The following is an 18,369-nucleotide window of genomic DNA, read 5'->3' as shown; positions in this document are numbered from 1 at the left end:
ATTTACTGTGGATTCGTTGCCCATACACTGGTTTCGGGGATAAAGCCGCGATCGGGTAGCGACAGCATACTGCAGATTGTCTGAGCAATATCGTCCGCAATGAGTTTGCTTTCATTAAAGTCTCGTTCTTCCAGCCCGGCATTTTCGGGAAAAGCAGTTTGTACTTCGCTGGGATTGATCTGCATCACTCGAATGTTATGTGGACGCAGCTCTGATCGCCAGCATTCTGTCATACCGCCCAAGGCAAATTTGCTGGCAACATAGGCCGTGCCCCCTTCAAACCCTTTCTTGCCTGCGGTTGATGATACGTTGATGATGTTGCCATAATCCTGCTCAATAAAATATTTTGCAGATTCGCGTGCTACTACCATTGCGCCAATGGTGTTGGTTCTTAGCTGTTCGGCAAAATCAGATGCTGACAGATCAACAAGCCTCGAAAAGGTACCGTAGCCCGCATTGTTGATAAGCACATTGTAGCCATCCAACGCCTTGATGGTCTTTTCAACAAGCTTGACCACTCCCTGTTCATCGCCTACATCGCATTGCAGGGGTGTGGCCCCAACCTCTTCGGCTGCTTCTTCTAAACGCCCTTTACTTCGAGCAGCTATAACAACATTGCCACCAGCTTCAGTAATGGCTTCTGCTGTTGCTTTTCCGATGCCAGAGCTTCCACCTGTGACTAATGCTTGAATGTTTGATAAATCCATATTTCACTCCTTAATAGTTTTTAATTTGAGCCTATTGCTATTTTCATACTTCCTATAGGTGATCGGAACACAGATCACTAGTGAATTAGTTCAAAAGCTTTTTCTTTGATAATTTTCCATGCCTGCTCAACATGTTTCTTTTCAAGGTTAGTATTCCCTAGTACAATACGAATAGTATACTTTCCGTCTAGCTTAGTATGTGTTAAAAAGAGGGATCCGTCTCTTTGAATATTGTTAAGCAGTTTACTGTTAAGTTCATCAAGTTTCTTTGCATCATCAATATGATTCGGATGAAAACGAAAACAGATCGTATTCAAGGGCACCGGGGCCAACAGCTCAAAATCTTTATGCTCTTCGATTGTTTCTGTTAAATCTTTGGCCAGGGAGATATGCCCGCGTATTTTTTTCTGTAATCCGTCAATTCCAAAGCTGCGCATAACAAACCATAGTTTCAAGGCACGAAATCGTCTTCCCAAGGTGATGCCCCAGTCGCGATAGTTTTTGACGCGCTCATCTTCAGGCGTCTTCAGGTATTCAGGCATAATTTCGAATGTTCGTACCAGTAGGGCTTCATCCTCTACATAAAAGGCTGAGCAGTCAAAATTGGTAAACATCCACTTATGGGGATTAAATACAAAGGAATCTGCATATTCGATACCCTCATTCATCCAGCGTTTTTCGGGCAGTAAAAGGGCTGTTCCGGCGTAGGCAGCATCAACATGCAGAAAGATTTCGTATTTGGAGCAGAGTTTTCCAATCTTTTTTAATGGATCGATAGCGGTAGAGCCTGTTGTACCAATCGTGGCTACAACTGCGGTTGGTTTTTTTCCGTTTTCGAGGTCATTGCGGATTGTTTCTTCCAGTGCTTCCGGTTTCATAGCATAGTCTTTGTCTACCGGTATTTTTCGGAGATTTTTTCGACCAAAGCCCGCAATTTTTACGTCTTTTTCAATGGATGAATGGGTTTCTGATGAGCAGTATATCGTATAATCTTGATTGCCACTAAAACCCGATTGATTGACGCCGAAATCGGTAATCTGTTCTCGGGCCATCAGTAGCGCGCAAAGGGTTGATGTGGAGGCCGTACCTTCAATAACACCGGTGAAAAAGTCAGGCAAGCCGATAAGTTCTCGTAGCCACTCCATTACTTTCTCTTCAAGCTCCGTAGCAGCGGGAGAGGTGAGCCAGCTCATGCACTGTGCACCAAGGGTAGCCGTCAGCATTTCGGCCAATACAGATGGATAACTTTTATTAGCAGGAAAATAGCCCATAAAGTTGGGGCTTTCCCAGTGGGTCATCCCGGGCATGATAATATTTTTAAAGTCAGCAAACATCGCTTCGAAGGATTCGCCTGCTTGTGGTGCCGAATTCGGGAGTTGTGCTAGAATATCACCGGGCTCTACGTCGGGCTTTACCGGATATTCTTCTACTTCTTCAAAGTAGTCAGCCATCCAGTCAACAAGTTCATGAGCGTTCTTACGAAATTCATTATTATCCATAGGTAATCTTTTATTATTCTTTTTCTGCTGACTTTAAATAAACGAATTTTAAAAGAACTTTTTTTCTATCTGATGACCTTAACAAACCATTTGGAATATTATAAAACGATCTCCACCTCAGAAGCAAAGCAGCTACAGCAGAAATTAAAAAAACAGATTGTCATAGAGCCACTTATAGAGACTCCGACATTAGTCGCCGGAGCTGATATCTCTTTTGATCGCGGCTCGGATATGTTGCATGCGGCCATTGTAGTGTTGGAATTACCAAGTCTGCAGCCTGTGGTGTGTTCGCTGGTCTCTGATGAAACGTCTTTTCCATATATCCCCGGTTTGTTGGCTTTTCGTGAGATACCGGTTTTATTAAAAGCCTGGGAACAGCTGCAGCAAACACCGGATGTGCTCATTCTTGACGGGCATGGGGTTGCGCATCCGCGACGTATGGGTATTGCTACCCATTTGGGTATAGAGATTGATCAACCGACAATCGGATGCGCCAAAAATATTCTAATTGGTGAACACAGTGAAGTCGGAACTGAAAAAGGGAAGTGGTGCAATTTGAAAAAAGAGGGTGAAAGCGTTGGAATGGTACTACGCAGTAGAACTGGGATGAATCCTATTTATATCTCACCGGGTCATAAGGTATCTTTTGAAGATACATATGAAATTATAATGAGTGTGTTAACGAAATATAAGCTACCAGAGACAACCCGCCAGGCGCATTGCTGGGCCAATAAATTACGAAAGGGAGAGGCTGAGCAGGGCTATATAAAGATTGAAAAGTAGTAAAGGATGGCTTTTTAGAAGGGGGGCGAGAGATGAGGTGGGGTAGGCTAGGGCATTGTTTGCTATTACGTATCAATACAAAAGTAGTAAGATGAAAGGAAAACGTTGTATAGCTCTCAAAATGAGATTAGAAATAAACCTTATTATATTTTTGCAGTGCCGATTCTGCTGCATGGAACCCACACATACCATGTACACCACCGCCCGGCGGAGTTGAAGAAGAGCAGATATACATATTGCTGTTGGGAATATGATAGGGGTCGAACAAACCGGTAGGGCGTGTAAAAAGCTGCGAGATGTCCTGTCGTCCGCCGTTGATATCACCGCCAATGTAATTGGGATTATAGTTGTGCATAGCGGTAGTGTTCATGGTATGTTGATCGATAATACAATCACGGAAGCCAGGGGCAAAGCGTTCTATTTGATCGATAACAGGGTCCGTCATATCCTGAGTAGCTCCGTTTGGTACGTGGCAGTATGCCCAGCCGGTATGGTAGCCTTCCGGTGCACGGCTGGTATCACCGAGACTTTGTTGAGCTACGAGTACGTAGGGGTTTTTAGGACACTGACCTTCTTCAACCTGCTTTTCTGATGCAGCGATCTCTTCAAATGTTCCACCTAAGTGTACCGTTCCTGCTTTACGACAGATTTCATCTTTCCAGGGAATAGGTTCACTGAGAGCAAAATCAGTCTTAAATACGCCATTACCATAACTGAATTTTTTTAGTTTTTTAGCATAATTCCGATGAAGTCGTTTGCCGGCAATATTCAGGATTTGTTGTGGTGTGGTATTAAAAAAGATCTGTTCTGAAATAGGCAGTTGTTCCAGCGAATGAACCTTAATGCCGGTTTTAATCGTACCGCCGAGCGAAGTAAAATAGCTAGCCATAGCTTTGGTGATAGCATGAGAACCGCCTTTGGGGTAGGGCCAGCCCACAGTGTGAGCAGCAGTGCCAAGCACCAGTCCAATGGCCGAAGTAGCTATTTGGTCAAAAGAGAGAATGCCATGTCCGGCTAAACCAGCAAAGATGGCACTGGCCTTTTCGGTATCAAAGCGTTTGGCAAGGGTTTGGGCAGGTTGTAATCCCCAGAATCCCATTCGGGCCAACAGCAGAGGATGATTGGGAAATATAGAAAAAGGGGCAAGGATATCGGGAAGGAGCTCATTCCAGTGTCTAACAAAAGGTTTCACCAGTTTTCGGTAGCTGCTACCGTCACTGCCGAGGTAATCAATGGTCCGGTCAAGCGAGCGAAAGAGGGCCCCGGCGGGTCCGTTATCTAGAGGATGCGCTACCGGCACTTCTGGCTGAATCCATTCGAGCCCGTGTTCTTCCAATGGCAATGACTGCAAGAAGGGAGAGGCCTTGGCCAGTGGGTGGATGGCCGAGCAGATATCATGATGAAAACCGGGCCGTGTCAACTCCATGGTGCGGGTACCGCCGCCTACTGTATTGGCCTGTTCATAAATGATGACCGTGTGCCCTTCCTGGACTAGGCGAATACCGCAGGCCAGTCCATTGGGGCCTGATCCTATGATAATTGCATCAGCCATAAAATCGTAGCGCTTTTATTGCTGTTAAAAGTCTATTTACATGATACAAAAGTCTTCTAAAACTATGTAAAGTAGTTAACATTCGATAGAACTGGATTCTTTGCAAAAAAAATGGTTAAATGTGATTGTTGGATTTGGGGTCACAAAAAGAAAGAGATAAAAAAATATTACTGACCTTGAAAATTATTATTAGTCACAATTTCAAAATAATTACGGGATCAATATGTCAGATAGAACAATTAAAAACGACTTGGATTTTGCAGTAGAATTTCGATTAGTCAAAGAATCGGGGAGTAATAAGCCATTCAAAGAGTTAGGGTCACATGATGGAGCTCTTATTCCCAAAGAAGATTTGGGGCACGTACGACTGGACTTTAAGACACCCAAGAACAAAGATATTGAAACTGTATTCAGTAATTATATACAAGTACATACAGCGAGTACTATTCAAAGCAAACCTGACTATGATATCTACAGTTACCACATAATTATTTGTGAGCTTAATGATGACTGGGTTGGAGATGATGATGAAGATGTTGAGCTTATTGAACCTAATGTGTGATAGGGTAGGAAAAGAAGTAGATTTATACAATGGCATTAGATTAAGGCGACCTAGTGCAAGTGGGAGGATACTTGAAAAAATACAAACCTTTGTATTAGGTTTTTTTTTCTTGTTTCTCTTTACTAGCACTGTCTTTGCTCAGGAGGATGGGATTAGAATATTTTCGAATCCCATAGTTCACAATTTTTCTGACAAAGAATACGATGGATACATACAAAATTGGGATATTGCTCAAGACAGTAGCGGATTTATATATATTGCCAATCTGGGGAAGATTCTACAATATGATGGGACATATTGGAAAGGTACTCAGGTTGATAATAATCGGGCACTTTCTATTACTGAGGGGAAAGGTGGTAAATTATATATAGGAGGGGTTGGCTCTTTCGGATATTTAGACAAATCGGATAGGGACACAGCTATCACTCCTGAATATCATTCTTTGATACCCCTTTTGCCAGATTCTAATGTTAGTATATCAAATGTTTGGAATGTTTTACCTCATGGCGAATCAGTCTTTTTTCAGCAAAAAAATGCCCTTTTCCATTTAAAAGAAGGTCAGATTAATATTTTTAAACCCCAAAAACAGTTTTTCAAGAGTTACAAAGTTAATGATAAGGTGTTAATTTCTGATGTTTCTGAAGGGCACTATACGGTAGGTGATGAGATGTCATTTTGGCCCAACAGTGATAAACTCGCTGGTCGAAAGGTAATGGTAATGCTGCCATATAAGGAAGATACTTGGTTAGTGGCAGATCTTACGGAAGGCCTATCATTATTTGATGGAGATAATGTTAGGAAGTTAGAATCAGAGGTCGATGAATTTTTGATTGAAAATAAAGTTTATGCTGGTATTGAATTACCTGATGGGAGTTATCTTTTCGGTACACTAAACGGCGGTATTGTGCAGGTAGACAAAGAGGGCAGATTGTTACGAAAGATTGACAATAATACCAAGTTGCAGAGCAACCAAGTACATTCTCTGTTTTTGGATGAAGCAAACAACATTTGGGCGGCATTGGGAAATGGGTTGAGCCTGATCGAAGTGTTGAGTCCTATTTCGTATCTCGATGAAAGAAATGGTATAGCGGGTACTGTGATAGATATAGAGGTGCAAGGTGATTATTTATATGCTTCTACTACTGAAGGACTTTTTCGACTTCATATTTATGATTACAAGGCAGGAGTAAGGTCCAAGTTTGAAACGCTATTAGATAAATCTATTCGGTGTGAAAAAATTAGCAGCTATAATAATCAATTACTTGTTGATTGCGGGAATAGGATATATCGTGTTTTCGAAGGGACCGAAATTGAATTGTTTGAAGAAAAAAATATCCGGATTATATCCAGGTTCACACAAAGAAATAATTATTATGTATTGAGCAGAAATAGCTTCCAGATTTTCAATTCCAATCATAAACCTGTATTTGTAAATAATGAATTTGGTTATGAAGTAATCTCATCAGTTGAGGAAGAAGATGGTGATTTATGGATTGCAACGGTAAGTAATGGTGTATTTCGTATTGAGTCAGATTTTTTTGAATCTTTTGACAACTTTGACTCTCATTTACACCATTATGAAGTCCCACATAACCAAGATGATCAGGCTTTGCGAGTGTTCAATATTTCCGGGGAGGCGGTGATCGGTAGTTCAGCAGGGTTATATCACTATGATGTGGAAAGTGATTCGTTGGTCCCAGATCATCGTTTTGGAGAAGAAATGGCCGATACTGAGCGCCAGGTATTCCTGATGGAAGAAGATGCCAACGGCAATATATATGTGCGGTCAAATCGCGAGCACCAAATACTGCTAAAAGAAGAGGATGGCTATCGCTATACCGAGGCGGGGCTCAAGCGTATTGATGCCAACCAGGTAAACCGCATCTATACGCATGAAAGTGGGCTGGTGTGGATGGCTTCAAATGAGGGTATCATTCAGTACGATTCCTCCATGGACCCGTTTCTGGATCCGGAATACGAAGAATCCTATAATGCTCATGTGCGGGAGGTACGAGTGCGGGGCGATTCGCTGATCAATGCCGACCTAAATAACAGGGGGTATGAGCTAGAATATAAAGATAATGAGTTGCGGTTCCAGTATTCTGCCACTTACTATAAAGAATCATCGAAAATTCGTTACCAAGTCAAGTTGGAAGGATTTGAGGAGAACTGGAGCAGCTGGACACCCGAAGTGCAGAAAGATTATACCAACATCCCGGAAGGCAGTTATACCTTTAAGGTGCGTGCAAAAAATGTATACGACAGCATTAGTGAAATTGATACCTTCTCCTTTACGGTACTGCCGCCGTGGTATCGCTCTTGGTGGGCCTACAGCTTATATGTGGTGCTCATTGGCGGGCTGCTGTACGGCCTTCACAAAATTCGCATTAACCGCCTGATGCGTGAGCATCGCATTCGTAATCGCATTGCCAGTGACCTGCATGACGAGGTAAGTGCGACTCTGAGTTCTATTTCCTATTTTGCCCAAGCCATTCGTCAAGTGTCCGATGAAAAACAATCAGAACGGTTTGTGGACCTTATTTCTGAAAGTGCGGGAGATGCTAAAGAAAAGATTACTGATATCATCTGGTCGATCGATCCTGAAAAAGACTCATGGGTTGACTTACTTTCAAAATGCCGCCGTTTTGCTTCCGATTTGTTCGAAAGTAAGGGGATGGAATATGAATTAAATATTGAAAGTGACATTAATAAACCACTCGATATTGAGTTGCGTCAGCATTTGTGGCTTATTTTTAAAGAGCTTGTTGTAAATGCTGCCCGTCACTCCGAGGCGGATAGGGTAGAGGTCCAATTGGGTATGCAACAAAACACGTTGGAGCTGCGTGTTCGTGATAATGGTATAGGCCTGGAAAAGCCGTTGGATCAATACAACGGTAAGGGCTTGAAGAGTATCAGAGATCGTGTAGAGAAAATAGGGGCAGATTTAGAATTGCATAACAGTGATAAGGGAACATTTTGGCTCATGACTTTGGATATGTGAGCGGTTAGCAGTATTTGATGAATAGTGTTTGAGTTGCAACGTAAGTATCATTAGTGATTAAGGATAAGACTATTTTCTCTTGAAGTGAAGGTTACAAAGCGGCAGGAATATAGCATTTGAGGTTAAGATGGTTAAAGTGCCAGCTAGCATAGCTTGCTATTTACCATTCCAATATCAAGCTTGATTATTGGATCTTTTTAAAGTCTACATATTTATGTAGTGCTAAGGGGGTATTCTTTTTTTATATTTAATTTATGGAAAATTCAGTGCAGGAGCTTATCAAAATTGTTATTGTTGAAGATAATAAGTACATGCGAGAGGGGTGGACTACCATCTTGGATTTTGCCCCGGATCTTCTGGTGTTGAAAGCATTTGAGTCTTGCGAAGAAGCCTTTGATTCCGATGAGATCTCAAAGGCCAATATAGTACTTATGGATATAGAGTTACCGGGCATGTCGGGTATTGAGGGTGTAAAGTATCTTCAGAAAGAATATCCTGAGCTGATTATTATAATGGCGTCAGTATTTGATGATGATAAAAATGTATTTGATGCACTTTGTGCCGGGGCAGTAGGATATTTAATGAAAAAAGTATCACCCGAAGAGTTAAAAAAAGCCATCAGAGATGCCTATGAAGGGGGGTCTCCGATGACGCCCAATATCGCTCGAAAAGTTATTAAAACGTTTCATCAGCCTTCATCCAATGATGAGGGAGAACAGCTTAAAGAGAGAGAGTTAGAAATTTTAGCTGAACTTGCTAAGGGCAAGTCTTATGCTGCCATTGGAGAAGAGATCTATCTTTCTGTTGATGGGGTTCGGTACCATATCCGAAATATTTACCGAAAACTCCAAGTGAATTCAAGGTCTGAAGCAGTTTCCAAAGGTATCGCTCGTCGTTTAATAAATCCCGATCTCTCTGACTAGTTACACCGAAGGCTTTTAGCTATTGAGGTGTTCATATCTCCTATTGTCGTATTATTAATTCCACATGTTTATGTAGTGATACGGACTTGTTCAACCATTACATTGGTAATCCATACATAAAACGGAATATAATATATGAGAGATCCCATTTAGAGCGTAAACGAGTAAGAGAGAGAACCACGAAAACCCCGGCCTGGCGAGAGGTCGGGGTTTTCTATTTTATATAAGGAGAAGAAATTAAAAGCCTTGTTTTCTTGCTCTTAAATTTTCTGACTGTATCAGTAGCATGTTCATCTTTTGTTAGTTGCAATCGCCAGATTTTCCCGCGATTCATTCCAAACTCGACTTATATACCAATATTGTCAAATAGGAACTCCTAAAAAACGATATTAGGATTTTGAGTAGAGGCCTGCTGCAGGCTGGAACTGTTTTGCAATTTATAGTCTTGATTTTTCGTTTATTTTTGTTAGTGTAGCATGAAATCTTATCTTTGCAGAGAATTGTAATACAAGAAATTATTCTCGTGAAAGAATCAATTAGAATAGCTTCAGGACAAGGGTTTTGGGGGGACTTACCAAATGCCCCAATTAATCAGGTTCGCAAGGGCCCCATTGATTATTTGGTAATGGATTATCTTGCTGAGGTAACGATGTCCATTATGCAAAAACAGAAAATACGAAATCCCGAATATGGATATGCTCGCGACTTTGTTGGAGTGGTTTCAGAAGTGTTACCGGATATCGCTGAGAAAGGTATTAAAGTGATTTCCAATGCGGGCGGGGTGAATCCCGAAGCTTGTAAAGACAAAATTTTGGAGGCTATTGAAGAACAAGGATATGAAGATATCACTGTTGCTGTAGTGGATGGCGATAATATCCTCGATCATCTTGATGCGCTTATTGATGAGGGACACGAACTGGCAAATATGGAGACAGGCGAACCGGTTACTACAATCAAAGATGAGCTTCTTAGTGCCAATGTCTATTTTGGATGCCAACCTATTGTAGAGGCCCTTAATAAAGGAGCCGATATTGTTGTTACCGGTCGTGTAACTGATACCGGGTTGACCTTGGCCCCTATGGTTCATGAATTCGACTGGTCATTTGATGATTACGATAAGATGAGTGCAGGCACTATTGCCGGGCATATTATAGAATGCGGTGCTCAGGTGTCAGGGGGTAATTTTACAGACTGGAAACAGGTTGATGATTTTGTTGATATTGGATTTCCCATCATTGAAGCTAAGCCCGATGGCAACTTCTATGTAACCAAACACGAAGGTACTGGTGGGTTAGTAAATGAGATGACGGTTAAAGAACAGTTGATGTACGAGATTGGGAACCCTGCCGAATATATTACACCTGACTGTATAGCAGACTTTACTTCAGTTCATCTGGAGTCGGATGGCAAAAACAGGGTATATGTGCATGGAATTACTGGTAGGCCCGAAACAGATACGTACAAGATTTCGGCAAGTTATAATGACGGCTATAAGCTGTCATCGACGTTGGTCTACTCTTGGCCAGATGCGCTCGAGAAAGCTCAAAAAGCTGGTGAAATTTTAGAAGGTCGGGCAGAAACACTGGGACTCGAATTTGATGAATTCCGTGTAGAGTATGTTGGTGTTAATGGATGTAGTGAGAAACCGATCAGTGATGAACTGCTTGATGAGGATCACGAAGAGGTACAGATTCGGGTATCCGTTTCAGGGTCAAATAAAGAAGATTTGAACCGATTTGGTAAAGAGATGGCTCCTCTTATACTTACTGGCCCCAGTGGGGTTACCGGTTTTGCAGGTGGACGTCCTAAAGCCAGTGGCGTTGTAGCATACTGGCCGGCTTTATTAGATAAAGAGGCGGTATCTCCGCGCGTTCGAGTCTTTTAAAAATACATTACAAATAACTTAGAAATTTGCCGTAATATTTTGGATTTTACGCAGTCTTAATTTAAACGGCTTAAAACAACTTCCGATTACATGGTTATAGGAATTATTGGTGCCAGTATTTCAGGACTAATTGCAGGTAAACGATTAGCTGATGCTGGTCATGAGGTTACAATTATCGAAAAAGAACGCTCTGTTGGTGGACGTTTGGGATCAGTTACACTTGATGAAATAACCTTGGATTATGGTCTTTCGCATTTTAAGGCCAATTCACAAACTTTTAAGACATTTGTTGATGAGCTAGTAGAGAAAGCAGCTGTTGCTGAGTGGACAGATGAATTTAGTTTGTATGACGGTAAAGAAATTCTTGATGTTGATCCTAATGCAGACCCCCAGATGAATTATATTGGCACAGCGGGCAACCAGGCTATTGCCACAGATTTAAGTCGCTGGGTAGATATCAAATCGGAAGAACAGGCCGGGGGAATAACCTATATCGGGCCTGATGCTGCCAAAAAACGTTCTTGGATGATTAACTTAACGGATATAACCGTTTTTGAATGTGATGCTATCATTGTGGCTACTCCTGCTGTTGAAGCTTATGGTATCATACAAACAGTACAAAACCGGACAGCTACCCGAAAAATTATACGTAATATCAATGAGGTACGCTATGATGGACGTATTTCTCTAGCGTGTACTTTTGATCGATCTGTACCTGATTGGGAGGCTATTGAAGTAGAAAATAGTGATATCCGGCTGATCACTAATGAATCATCTAAGCGTGAATCTGCCGATGGTACCGGATTTGTTATTCATTCATCTCCGGAATTTTACCGTTCTCACGCACAAAAAGATGATAAGGTAGTACAACAATTACTCCTTGAAGAGGCGTCTGCAATTATTAATGCACCGTTAAAAAAGCCTAAATCTTCTTATCTGCATCGCTGGAAGTATTTTGAAGCCCAAAATCCTATCGATGAATATTTTATGGAGTTGGAAATGGAAGAGGCTCCACTTGCGTTAATAGGAGACTATCTTGGGGGCAGTTCACTGGATAATGCTTTTGTCTCAGGTTATAACCTGGCTGAGTATTGGATTAATAAATTCAGTGAAGTACCTGCATAAAATCATTATAGTTTCAAGCATTACTTCGAAAATAGATTGGTGATCCGTGGGTTCTCTTCGAAAACTTAATACCTATTTTAAAAAATATAAGGGTACCATTATATTTGGTTCGCTCTTTCTTACCGCATCAAACTTTTTCTTGGTGTGGATACCGGTATTTCTTCGTCGTACGGTAGACCAAATTTCGGAGGTAGATCTTGAGAAATCACCAGAGGCGTATGACAGTATTGTTGGGGTACTTTTTTACAGTTCAGCAAGTTGGCCCCTGGCTAAAAATGCTCTGTTCTTGGTAGGAGCAGTATTACTGTCTGGAATACTGCTTTTTGCTACTCGGCAAACTCTGATTGTTGCATCTCGCAAAATTGAGTTTGATTTACGAAATGATATTTTTGATAAATTGCTGGAGCTTCCCCAGCGGTTTTACAGTAAATACAGTTCCGGAGAAGTATACGTAAGGGCTACTGAAGACGTCTCTAAAGTACGTGAGTATTTTGGCCCTGCCTACATGTATACCATAAATACATTAACTCGCATGGGGTTTATCATAACGATGATGATTATTGTTAGCCCTGAGTTGACGATGTGGGCCCTTTTACCGCTTCCCTTTCTTTCTGTTTTTGCATATTGGGTAAGTGGATATATCAATGATTATTCTCGCATAATACAGGAGCAATATTCCACGATAGCCGGACGAGCCAAGGAGTCCTTTTCCAGTGTTCGACTGATTAAAGCTTATAATAGGGAAGAGTATGAACAACAGCGATTTGAAGATGAGAGTGAATCATATCGGAAAAAAAAGCTTAGGCTTGATCTGGTAGAATCCCTTTTTCATCCTACACTAAATCTCTTGATCGGTCTTTCCGTTGTTATTGTAGTTTGGAAGGCCGGGCAGTTGGTGATAGAGGGGCAACTTACGGTAGGGAACATCTTGGAGTATATTGTATATGTAGCATACCTGACATGGCCTGTTGCTTCACTGGGATATACTGTGAATCGTTTCCAACAGTCTATGGCTTCGTGGAAGAGAATTGATAAAATTCTGACTGAAGGGGTAGATATTGAAGACCACGCCCAAACTGATCAAGGTATAAATGATATTGAGGGCACAATAGAATTCCGAAACGTATCGTTTAAGTACCCAGAAGCCGATGAATATGCATTGAAAGGTGTGAACTTAAAGGTTGAGGCAGGGCAAAACGCTGCTATTGTAGGGCGTACCGGAAGTGGTAAAACTACACTTGTAGAAATGGTTCCGAGACTTTTTGACGTTACCGAAGGTGAAATTTTAATTGACGGTATCAATATTAAGTCTATACCAGTCAGGCTTTTACGAGAAAATATCGGTCTCGTCCCACAAGATACTTTTTTATTTTCTGATACTATTGGAGAAAATATTGCGTTCGGAACACAGGAAGCATCGCAGGATGAAATTGAAGTAGCTGCAGAAAAAGCAAAAGTTCGGGACAATATTTTGGAATTTGAGAAAAAATTTGAGACTATATTAGGTGAACGAGGTATAACCCTGTCGGGCGGTCAAAAACAAAGAACTGCTATCGCCAGGGCCCTGATTCGGGATCCAAAAATTATTATATTAGATGATTCGTTGAGTGCGGTCGATACGAAGACCGAAGAAGCCATTCTGCAACATTTAAGGAATGAGTTAGAAGGACGTACAACCTTAATGATTAGCCATCGCATATCAACCATAAAAGATGCTGATATCATATACTATTTAGAAGATGGCACTATTGTAGAACAAGGAACTCACAACGAATTATTAGAAAATGAAGGTCGTTACTCAGTTATGTATAATAAACAACTCATAGAACAAGAGCTGGCTGAGATTTAACACCCAAATAGTAAACATTCAACTAACGAACCCAAGATTGATTGTTTGACCGCAATTCAATCCCAAATTACATAGGAGTACCAAGATGATTATTGTACCACTAGGAGTTGCCTCAGCAACACCCACAGCAACCCGTCACCTTTCGTCGGTGGCAGTATGGAGAGAGGGAAGTGTTTTTCTTTTTGATTGTGGCGAAAATACACAAATGAGAATGCTTCAAGGGGGGCTTAAGCGCTCACAAATAGACTGCATTTTTATTTCTCATTTCGACACAGATCATTATTCGGGGTTAATCGGGTTACTGTCAACTCTGCAATTACAACGAAGAGAACGAAAATTAACCCTTGTTGGTCCAGAAGGAATACAGGATTTTGTAGAATGGAATTTTGACTTTGCCAATATCGACCTCAACTATCCTATTGAATATGTAGAGGTTGAAGAAGGGTTTGAGGAAGAACGAGTCGTCGATGAAGAAGAATATTATATTGAGGCTCGCCCCCTCAACCATACCAAATTTTGTATCGGATATCGCTTTCAGGAAAAAGATAAGCCCGGAAAGGTCGATGCCGAAAAAGCACAAGAACAGGGTATTAGCGAAGATTGGCAGTATAAAGAGTTGAAGGCCGGAAATGATGTGGAGCTGGATGATGGTACTGTTGTGAAATCAATGGATATTGTCGGCCATCCTCGTCCCGGTGATAGTTTTGCTTATATCACTGATACAAAGTATTGCCCAAACTCTGTTAAGCTGGGTAAAAATACGAATGTATTGTTTCACGAAGCAACGTTCAGTAATAGTCTTTCTGACAAGGCAGAAGAAACAGGACATTCTACTGCAAAAGATGCGGCGCGTGTTGCAAATGAAGCTAAAACTAAGCTTCTGGTTATTACTCACTTTTCTGCCCGTTATACCAACGAATATGTTTTACTGCGAGAAGCTCGTGATGATTTCTTCCCAACATGGGTTGCTACTGAATTACGACCCATCTTTACTGATCCTGCCCATGAAAAAGGCATTATTGAGCCCAAAGTTTATCTGAAAGAAATAGATAATAAGGGCGGTAACAAGAATAAAGGCGGTAAGAACAAATCTTCCAACAAGAGAAAACGGAAACGTCGAAGTAAAGGAAAAAAGAAAAAACGATTCCGTAAACGGAAGAATTATTCTGGTAAGAAGTCGCGAAAAAAGTACGATAAGAGCAGTAATAACGACGATCGGAAAAAGCGAAGGAAAAAGAAGAAAAAAGATAAGAAAAATAACAATAGTGGCAGTAGCAGTCATGATTCGCAGCGTAAACCAAAACAAATTACGCCACGTACTCCATTTGATGATTTCGATCGATTCTAAAACTTCGATAGCGTGAACAAAAATAAGGAAGATGATAAAGCCGTTGACTCGGATCTGATTAGGCGGCTTTATCAATTTATTCGACCATATCGGTGGTATGTACTGCTTGGCATTGTATTGACTCTCAGTGCCGCCTTTTTGGGAACAATACGTCCCAAGCTGACTCAGCTTGCTATCGATGATTATATCCGAAACAGGGATTTCGAGGGCTTACTATGGATCATTATACTGCTCGTTGGTGCCCTTGTCGGAGAGTTTTTTCTACTCGTCGCCAACACCTATTTAACACGCTGGTTCGGGCAGGGTACGTTATTTAAGATGCGTAATGCTGTGTTTGAAAAAATACAGTCTTTACACGTACAGTTTTTTGATAAAACTCCCATAGGTCGACTTATAACACGTACAACCAGTGATATTGAGGCACTGAGTGATCTACTAAGTGATGGAGTAGTTAGCATAATCGGGGATATGTTCCGCCTGTTTTTTATCCTTTACTTTATGTTCAGCATGAGTTGGGAGCTCTCACTGGTTGCTATTTCTGTATTACCACTACTTTTTTATGCCACATTTCTTTTTAAAGCAAAGGTACGGGTATCTTTTTTAAAGGTACGGGACCAAATATCCCGTCTTAATTCTTTTGTCCAAGAGCATATCAATGGAATGTCTATTGTGCAGCTCTTCAATAAGGAAGAGCGCGAGCGTAAAAAATTCCGTAAGATCAATAAAGGACATAAAGATGCTTATATAGAGACGATCTTTTACTTTGCCATTTTTTGGCCGGCCATTGAGATTATAGCAAGTCTTGCCATGGCATTAGTCATATGGTATGGCGGCGGGCGTGCTATGATGGGAGGGGAAGTGACATTTGGTATACTGGTCGCTTTTGTACAGTATGTTCGAGACTTCTTTAGGCCCATACGCGGACTTTCAGAGAAGTTTAATACCTTACAGTCAGCTCTGGCATCCTCAGAACGTATTTTCAATATTCTGGATACTAAAAATGAAATTACCGATCCGGAAGATCCCAAAACGATTGAGAATAGAGAAGGACGTATTCAATTTGAAGATGTTTGGTTCGGATATAACGATGAAGAAACGGTTCTCAAAGAAGTCGCTTTTGAAGCAGATTCGGGAGAAACTATTGCAATCGTTGGGGCTACAGGGGCCGGCAAATCGACCATTATTAACTTATTATTGCGTTTCTATGATATCGATAGTGGATCTATAAAATTAGATGGTGTTGATATTCGTGAAATCAAGCTCGATGAATTACGAACAAATTTTGCTCTGGTACTCCAGGATAATGCATTATTTTCAGGTACCATCATGGAAAACATAACGCTGGGTAACCCCGATATCTCAGAAGAGAAAGTCAAAAAGATAGCTCATCAAATTGAAGCTGATCGTTTTATTAACAAGCTTCCCGGGACATTTGACTATGAATTGGCTGAACGGGGAAAATCAATATCGATGGGGCAGCGTCAGCTTATCTGTTTTATTCGCGCCATGGTGTACGATCCCAATATATTAATTCTCGATGAAGCTACGTCAAGTGTTGACTCTGAGACCGAAGAAGTCGTTAATAAGGCCTGTGATAAAATGATGGAGGGAAGAACATCCATAGTCATTGCTCACCGCTTATCAACCATACAGGGTGCTGATAAAATATTAGTTATGCATAAAGGCAAAATTCGGGAGACAGGAACCCATCAGGAGTTGCTCGGAAAAGAAGATGGTATCTATCGCAAGCTGTATGAATTACAATATAAGGATGAGCTGTTGCCCACTTCAAAATCAGCTTAAGGGTTAGCCTGTGTAGATATTGCCCGAACGGCATCGCTAAATGTTGAAATCTCTTTCTCTGTATTGTAGTAATGTACCGAAGCTCGAATTAACTGATCCAAACTTCGTTGTTCCATATCAAGTCGCGTACTGCTTTTCCTCGAGACGCTTACATTGATATCATTACTGGAGAGTTTTTGTTGTATCAATTCAGCCGATATATTATCAATCGTAAAGGTAACAATACCTCCTTGGGTTGTACCGATATCATGAACTGATACATTCGATATTTGAGAGAGTGTGTTACGGAGAGTTGAGGCGAGAGTTGTAATGCGTTTCCAAATATTAGAAATTCCCAAGTTTGTAGCGTATGAAACGGCCTCTTTAAGGCCCATGACCCCTGCATAGTTGGTTTCCCAATTTTCAAATTGCCGTGCATCATTTCGCACACGGTACTCTTCCTTTTTGATCCATTCTGCAGAGTGCAAATCAAGAAAAGGAGGGGTTAGCTGAGTAAGAATCTCATTGTTGACATAAAGAAAGCCCGTTCCCCGGGGGCCTCGAAGATATTTGCGTCCGGTTGCCGAAAGCATATCACAACCGATCTTCTTTACGTCTACGGGATAGTGTCCTACAGACTGACAGGCATCAACCAAATACAGGCAGGAATAGGGCTTAATGATGTCGCCAATCTGTTCAACGGAATTTACAAGCCCGCTGTTGGTCGGGATATGAGTAATACTCACCAGCTTAACTTTTTCATCCAACATGGATGAAAGAGCTTCTACAGAAGTCATTCCAGCATCTGTATTGGGAATAACCTCAACCGAAATATCCATCATTTTTTGAAGCTTTAGGTAGGCAATATAGTTACTGGCATATTCTGATACTGAAGTAAGAATACGATCCCCCGGCTGAAAATCGATAGCCCAGAAAGCCATATTCCAGGCCATTGTTGCATTTTCTTGAAGAGCTATTTCCTGGGGAGTTGCATTAATGAAAGTTGCGATAACTGGATAAACTTGGTCAATCTGGTCTCGGTAGTTATTTGCAGTTTCATATCCACCTCGTAATGTTTCTTTTTTGAGAAAGGATATAACAGATTCAGAAACAGTAGAGGGCATTAAAGAAGCTCCGGCATTATTAAAATGGATCACATGAGAAGTGCCGGGGGTCTGGTTTCGAAGCTTATCTATATTCATTGCAATTATTACTGATTATTGTGAATTTCATTCTTTATTAAAAAAGGAATCCCATTAACAGTCAACAATAAAAAAGGCAGTAGCAAACTCAATTGCCACTGCCTGAGGGTTACTATGCTTAATGGGGGGTAATCATTAAGTTTGAAAAAAC

The 18,369-nt window shown here is 41.2% G+C and carries 13 protein-coding genes; 9 read left to right on the top strand and 4 right to left on the bottom strand.

Translation table 11 applies throughout. The features are described 5' to 3' along the window. Nucleotides 1-2: 2 nt before the first annotated feature. Both FCN14_RS05140 and FCN14_RS05135 read right to left on the bottom strand, forming a co-directional pair. Nucleotides 3-707 carry an SDR family oxidoreductase gene (locus FCN14_RS05140; protein WP_138430001.1) on the bottom strand — a complete coding sequence of 235 codons (705 nt, stop codon included), beginning with the start codon at nucleotides 705-707 and terminating at the stop codon, nucleotides 3-5. A 77-nt stretch (nucleotides 708-784) separates the two neighbouring features. Continuing rightward, a complete protein-coding gene (locus FCN14_RS05135) occupies nucleotides 785-2,206 on the bottom strand; it encodes a pyridoxal phosphate-dependent decarboxylase family protein (RefSeq protein ID WP_138430000.1) in 1,422 nt (473 codons plus the stop codon). 72 nt (nucleotides 2,207-2,278) lie between these two features. Between FCN14_RS05135 and nfi the strand changes: the two genes are divergently transcribed. Continuing rightward, complete coding sequence (nfi, locus tag FCN14_RS05130; RefSeq protein WP_138429999.1) at nucleotides 2,279-2,989, top strand: deoxyribonuclease V; 711 nt, start codon at nucleotides 2,279-2,281, stop codon at nucleotides 2,987-2,989. Between the two features lie 127 nt (nucleotides 2,990-3,116). Here nfi and FCN14_RS05125 read toward each other — a convergent pair whose 3' ends face one another. Continuing rightward, complete coding sequence (locus tag FCN14_RS05125) at nucleotides 3,117-4,541, bottom strand: phytoene desaturase family protein (protein ID WP_138429998.1); 1,425 nt, start codon at nucleotides 4,539-4,541, stop codon at nucleotides 3,117-3,119. Nucleotides 4,542-4,764: 223 nt separating this feature from the next. On the opposite strand from FCN14_RS05125, the gene FCN14_RS05120 reads away from it, so the two are divergent. The 8 genes from FCN14_RS05120 to FCN14_RS05085 all read left to right on the top strand — a co-directional run bounded on the left by FCN14_RS05120 (nucleotide 4,765) and on the right by FCN14_RS05085 (nucleotide 17,037). Beyond that, nucleotides 4,765-5,103: a hypothetical protein gene (locus FCN14_RS05120; protein WP_138429997.1), complete on the top strand. Its 339-nt coding sequence runs from the start codon at nucleotides 4,765-4,767 to the stop codon at nucleotides 5,101-5,103. 109 nt (nucleotides 5,104-5,212) lie between these two features. Then, on the top strand, nucleotides 5,213-8,104 hold the full coding sequence (locus tag FCN14_RS05115; RefSeq protein ID WP_171032815.1) for a sensor histidine kinase: 2,892 nt from the start codon (nucleotides 5,213-5,215) through the stop codon (nucleotides 8,102-8,104). Between the two features lie 254 nt (nucleotides 8,105-8,358). Beyond that, on the top strand, nucleotides 8,359-9,027 hold the full coding sequence (locus FCN14_RS05110) for a response regulator transcription factor (protein ID WP_138429995.1): 669 nt from the start codon (nucleotides 8,359-8,361) through the stop codon (nucleotides 9,025-9,027). 523 nt (nucleotides 9,028-9,550) lie between these two features. Then, entirely contained in the window at nucleotides 9,551-10,912 is a 1,362-nt protein-coding gene (locus FCN14_RS05105; protein WP_138429994.1) for an acyclic terpene utilization AtuA family protein, read from the top strand. Between the two features lie 90 nt (nucleotides 10,913-11,002). Beyond that, nucleotides 11,003-12,037, top strand: a complete 1,035-nt coding sequence (locus FCN14_RS05100) for an NAD(P)/FAD-dependent oxidoreductase (protein ID WP_138429993.1) — start codon at nucleotides 11,003-11,005, stop codon at nucleotides 12,035-12,037. Nucleotides 12,038-12,083: 46 nt separating this feature from the next. After that, on the top strand, nucleotides 12,084-13,886 hold the full coding sequence (locus FCN14_RS05095; protein WP_246043099.1) for an ABC transporter ATP-binding protein: 1,803 nt from the start codon (nucleotides 12,084-12,086) through the stop codon (nucleotides 13,884-13,886). Between the two features lie 85 nt (nucleotides 13,887-13,971). Beyond that, entirely contained in the window at nucleotides 13,972-15,234 is a 1,263-nt protein-coding gene (rnz, locus tag FCN14_RS05090) for a ribonuclease Z (RefSeq protein ID WP_138429992.1), read from the top strand. A 12-nt stretch (nucleotides 15,235-15,246) separates the two neighbouring features. Next, nucleotides 15,247-17,037, top strand: a complete 1,791-nt coding sequence (locus FCN14_RS05085; protein WP_171032814.1) for an ABC transporter ATP-binding protein — start codon at nucleotides 15,247-15,249, stop codon at nucleotides 17,035-17,037. Here the strand turns inward: FCN14_RS05085 and FCN14_RS05080 are convergent. After that, nucleotides 17,034-18,218, bottom strand: coding sequence for an aminotransferase class V-fold PLP-dependent enzyme (locus FCN14_RS05080; RefSeq protein ID WP_138429991.1), 1,185 nt, complete (start codon nucleotides 18,216-18,218; stop codon nucleotides 17,034-17,036). The two genes, FCN14_RS05085 and FCN14_RS05080, sit on opposite strands and share 4 nt — an antisense overlap. Nucleotides 18,219-18,369 lie beyond the last annotated feature (151 nt).

The organism is Fodinibius saliphilus, assembly GCF_005869845.1.
GTDB lineage: Bacteria > Bacteroidota > Rhodothermia > Balneolales > Balneolaceae > Fodinibius > Fodinibius saliphilus.
This window is presented reverse-complemented; position numbering and strand designations above follow the sequence as displayed.

What these genes read in the sequence shown, in the direction of transcription:
- FCN14_RS05140 (WP_138430001.1), bottom strand. Translation starts at nt 707, where the DNA reads ATGGATTTATCAAACATTCAAGCATTAGTCACAGGTGGAAGCTCTGGC.
- FCN14_RS05135 (WP_138430000.1), bottom strand. Translation starts at nt 2,206, where the DNA reads ATGGATAATAATGAATTTCGTAAGAACGCTCATGAACTTGTTGACTGG.
- nfi (WP_138429999.1), top strand. Translation starts at nt 2,279, where the DNA reads ATGACCTTAACAAACCATTTGGAATATTATAAAACGATCTCCACCTCA.
- FCN14_RS05125 (WP_138429998.1), bottom strand. Translation starts at nt 4,541, where the DNA reads ATGGCTGATGCAATTATCATAGGATCAGGCCCCAATGGACTGGCCTGC.
- FCN14_RS05120 (WP_138429997.1), top strand. Translation starts at nt 4,765, where the DNA reads ATGTCAGATAGAACAATTAAAAACGACTTGGATTTTGCAGTAGAATTT.
- FCN14_RS05110 (WP_138429995.1), top strand. Translation starts at nt 8,359, where the DNA reads ATGGAAAATTCAGTGCAGGAGCTTATCAAAATTGTTATTGTTGAAGAT.
- FCN14_RS05100 (WP_138429993.1), top strand. Translation starts at nt 11,003, where the DNA reads ATGGTTATAGGAATTATTGGTGCCAGTATTTCAGGACTAATTGCAGGT.
- rnz (WP_138429992.1), top strand. Translation starts at nt 13,972, where the DNA reads ATGATTATTGTACCACTAGGAGTTGCCTCAGCAACACCCACAGCAACC.
- FCN14_RS05080 (WP_138429991.1), bottom strand. Translation starts at nt 18,218, where the DNA reads ATGAATATAGATAAGCTTCGAAACCAGACCCCCGGCACTTCTCATGTG.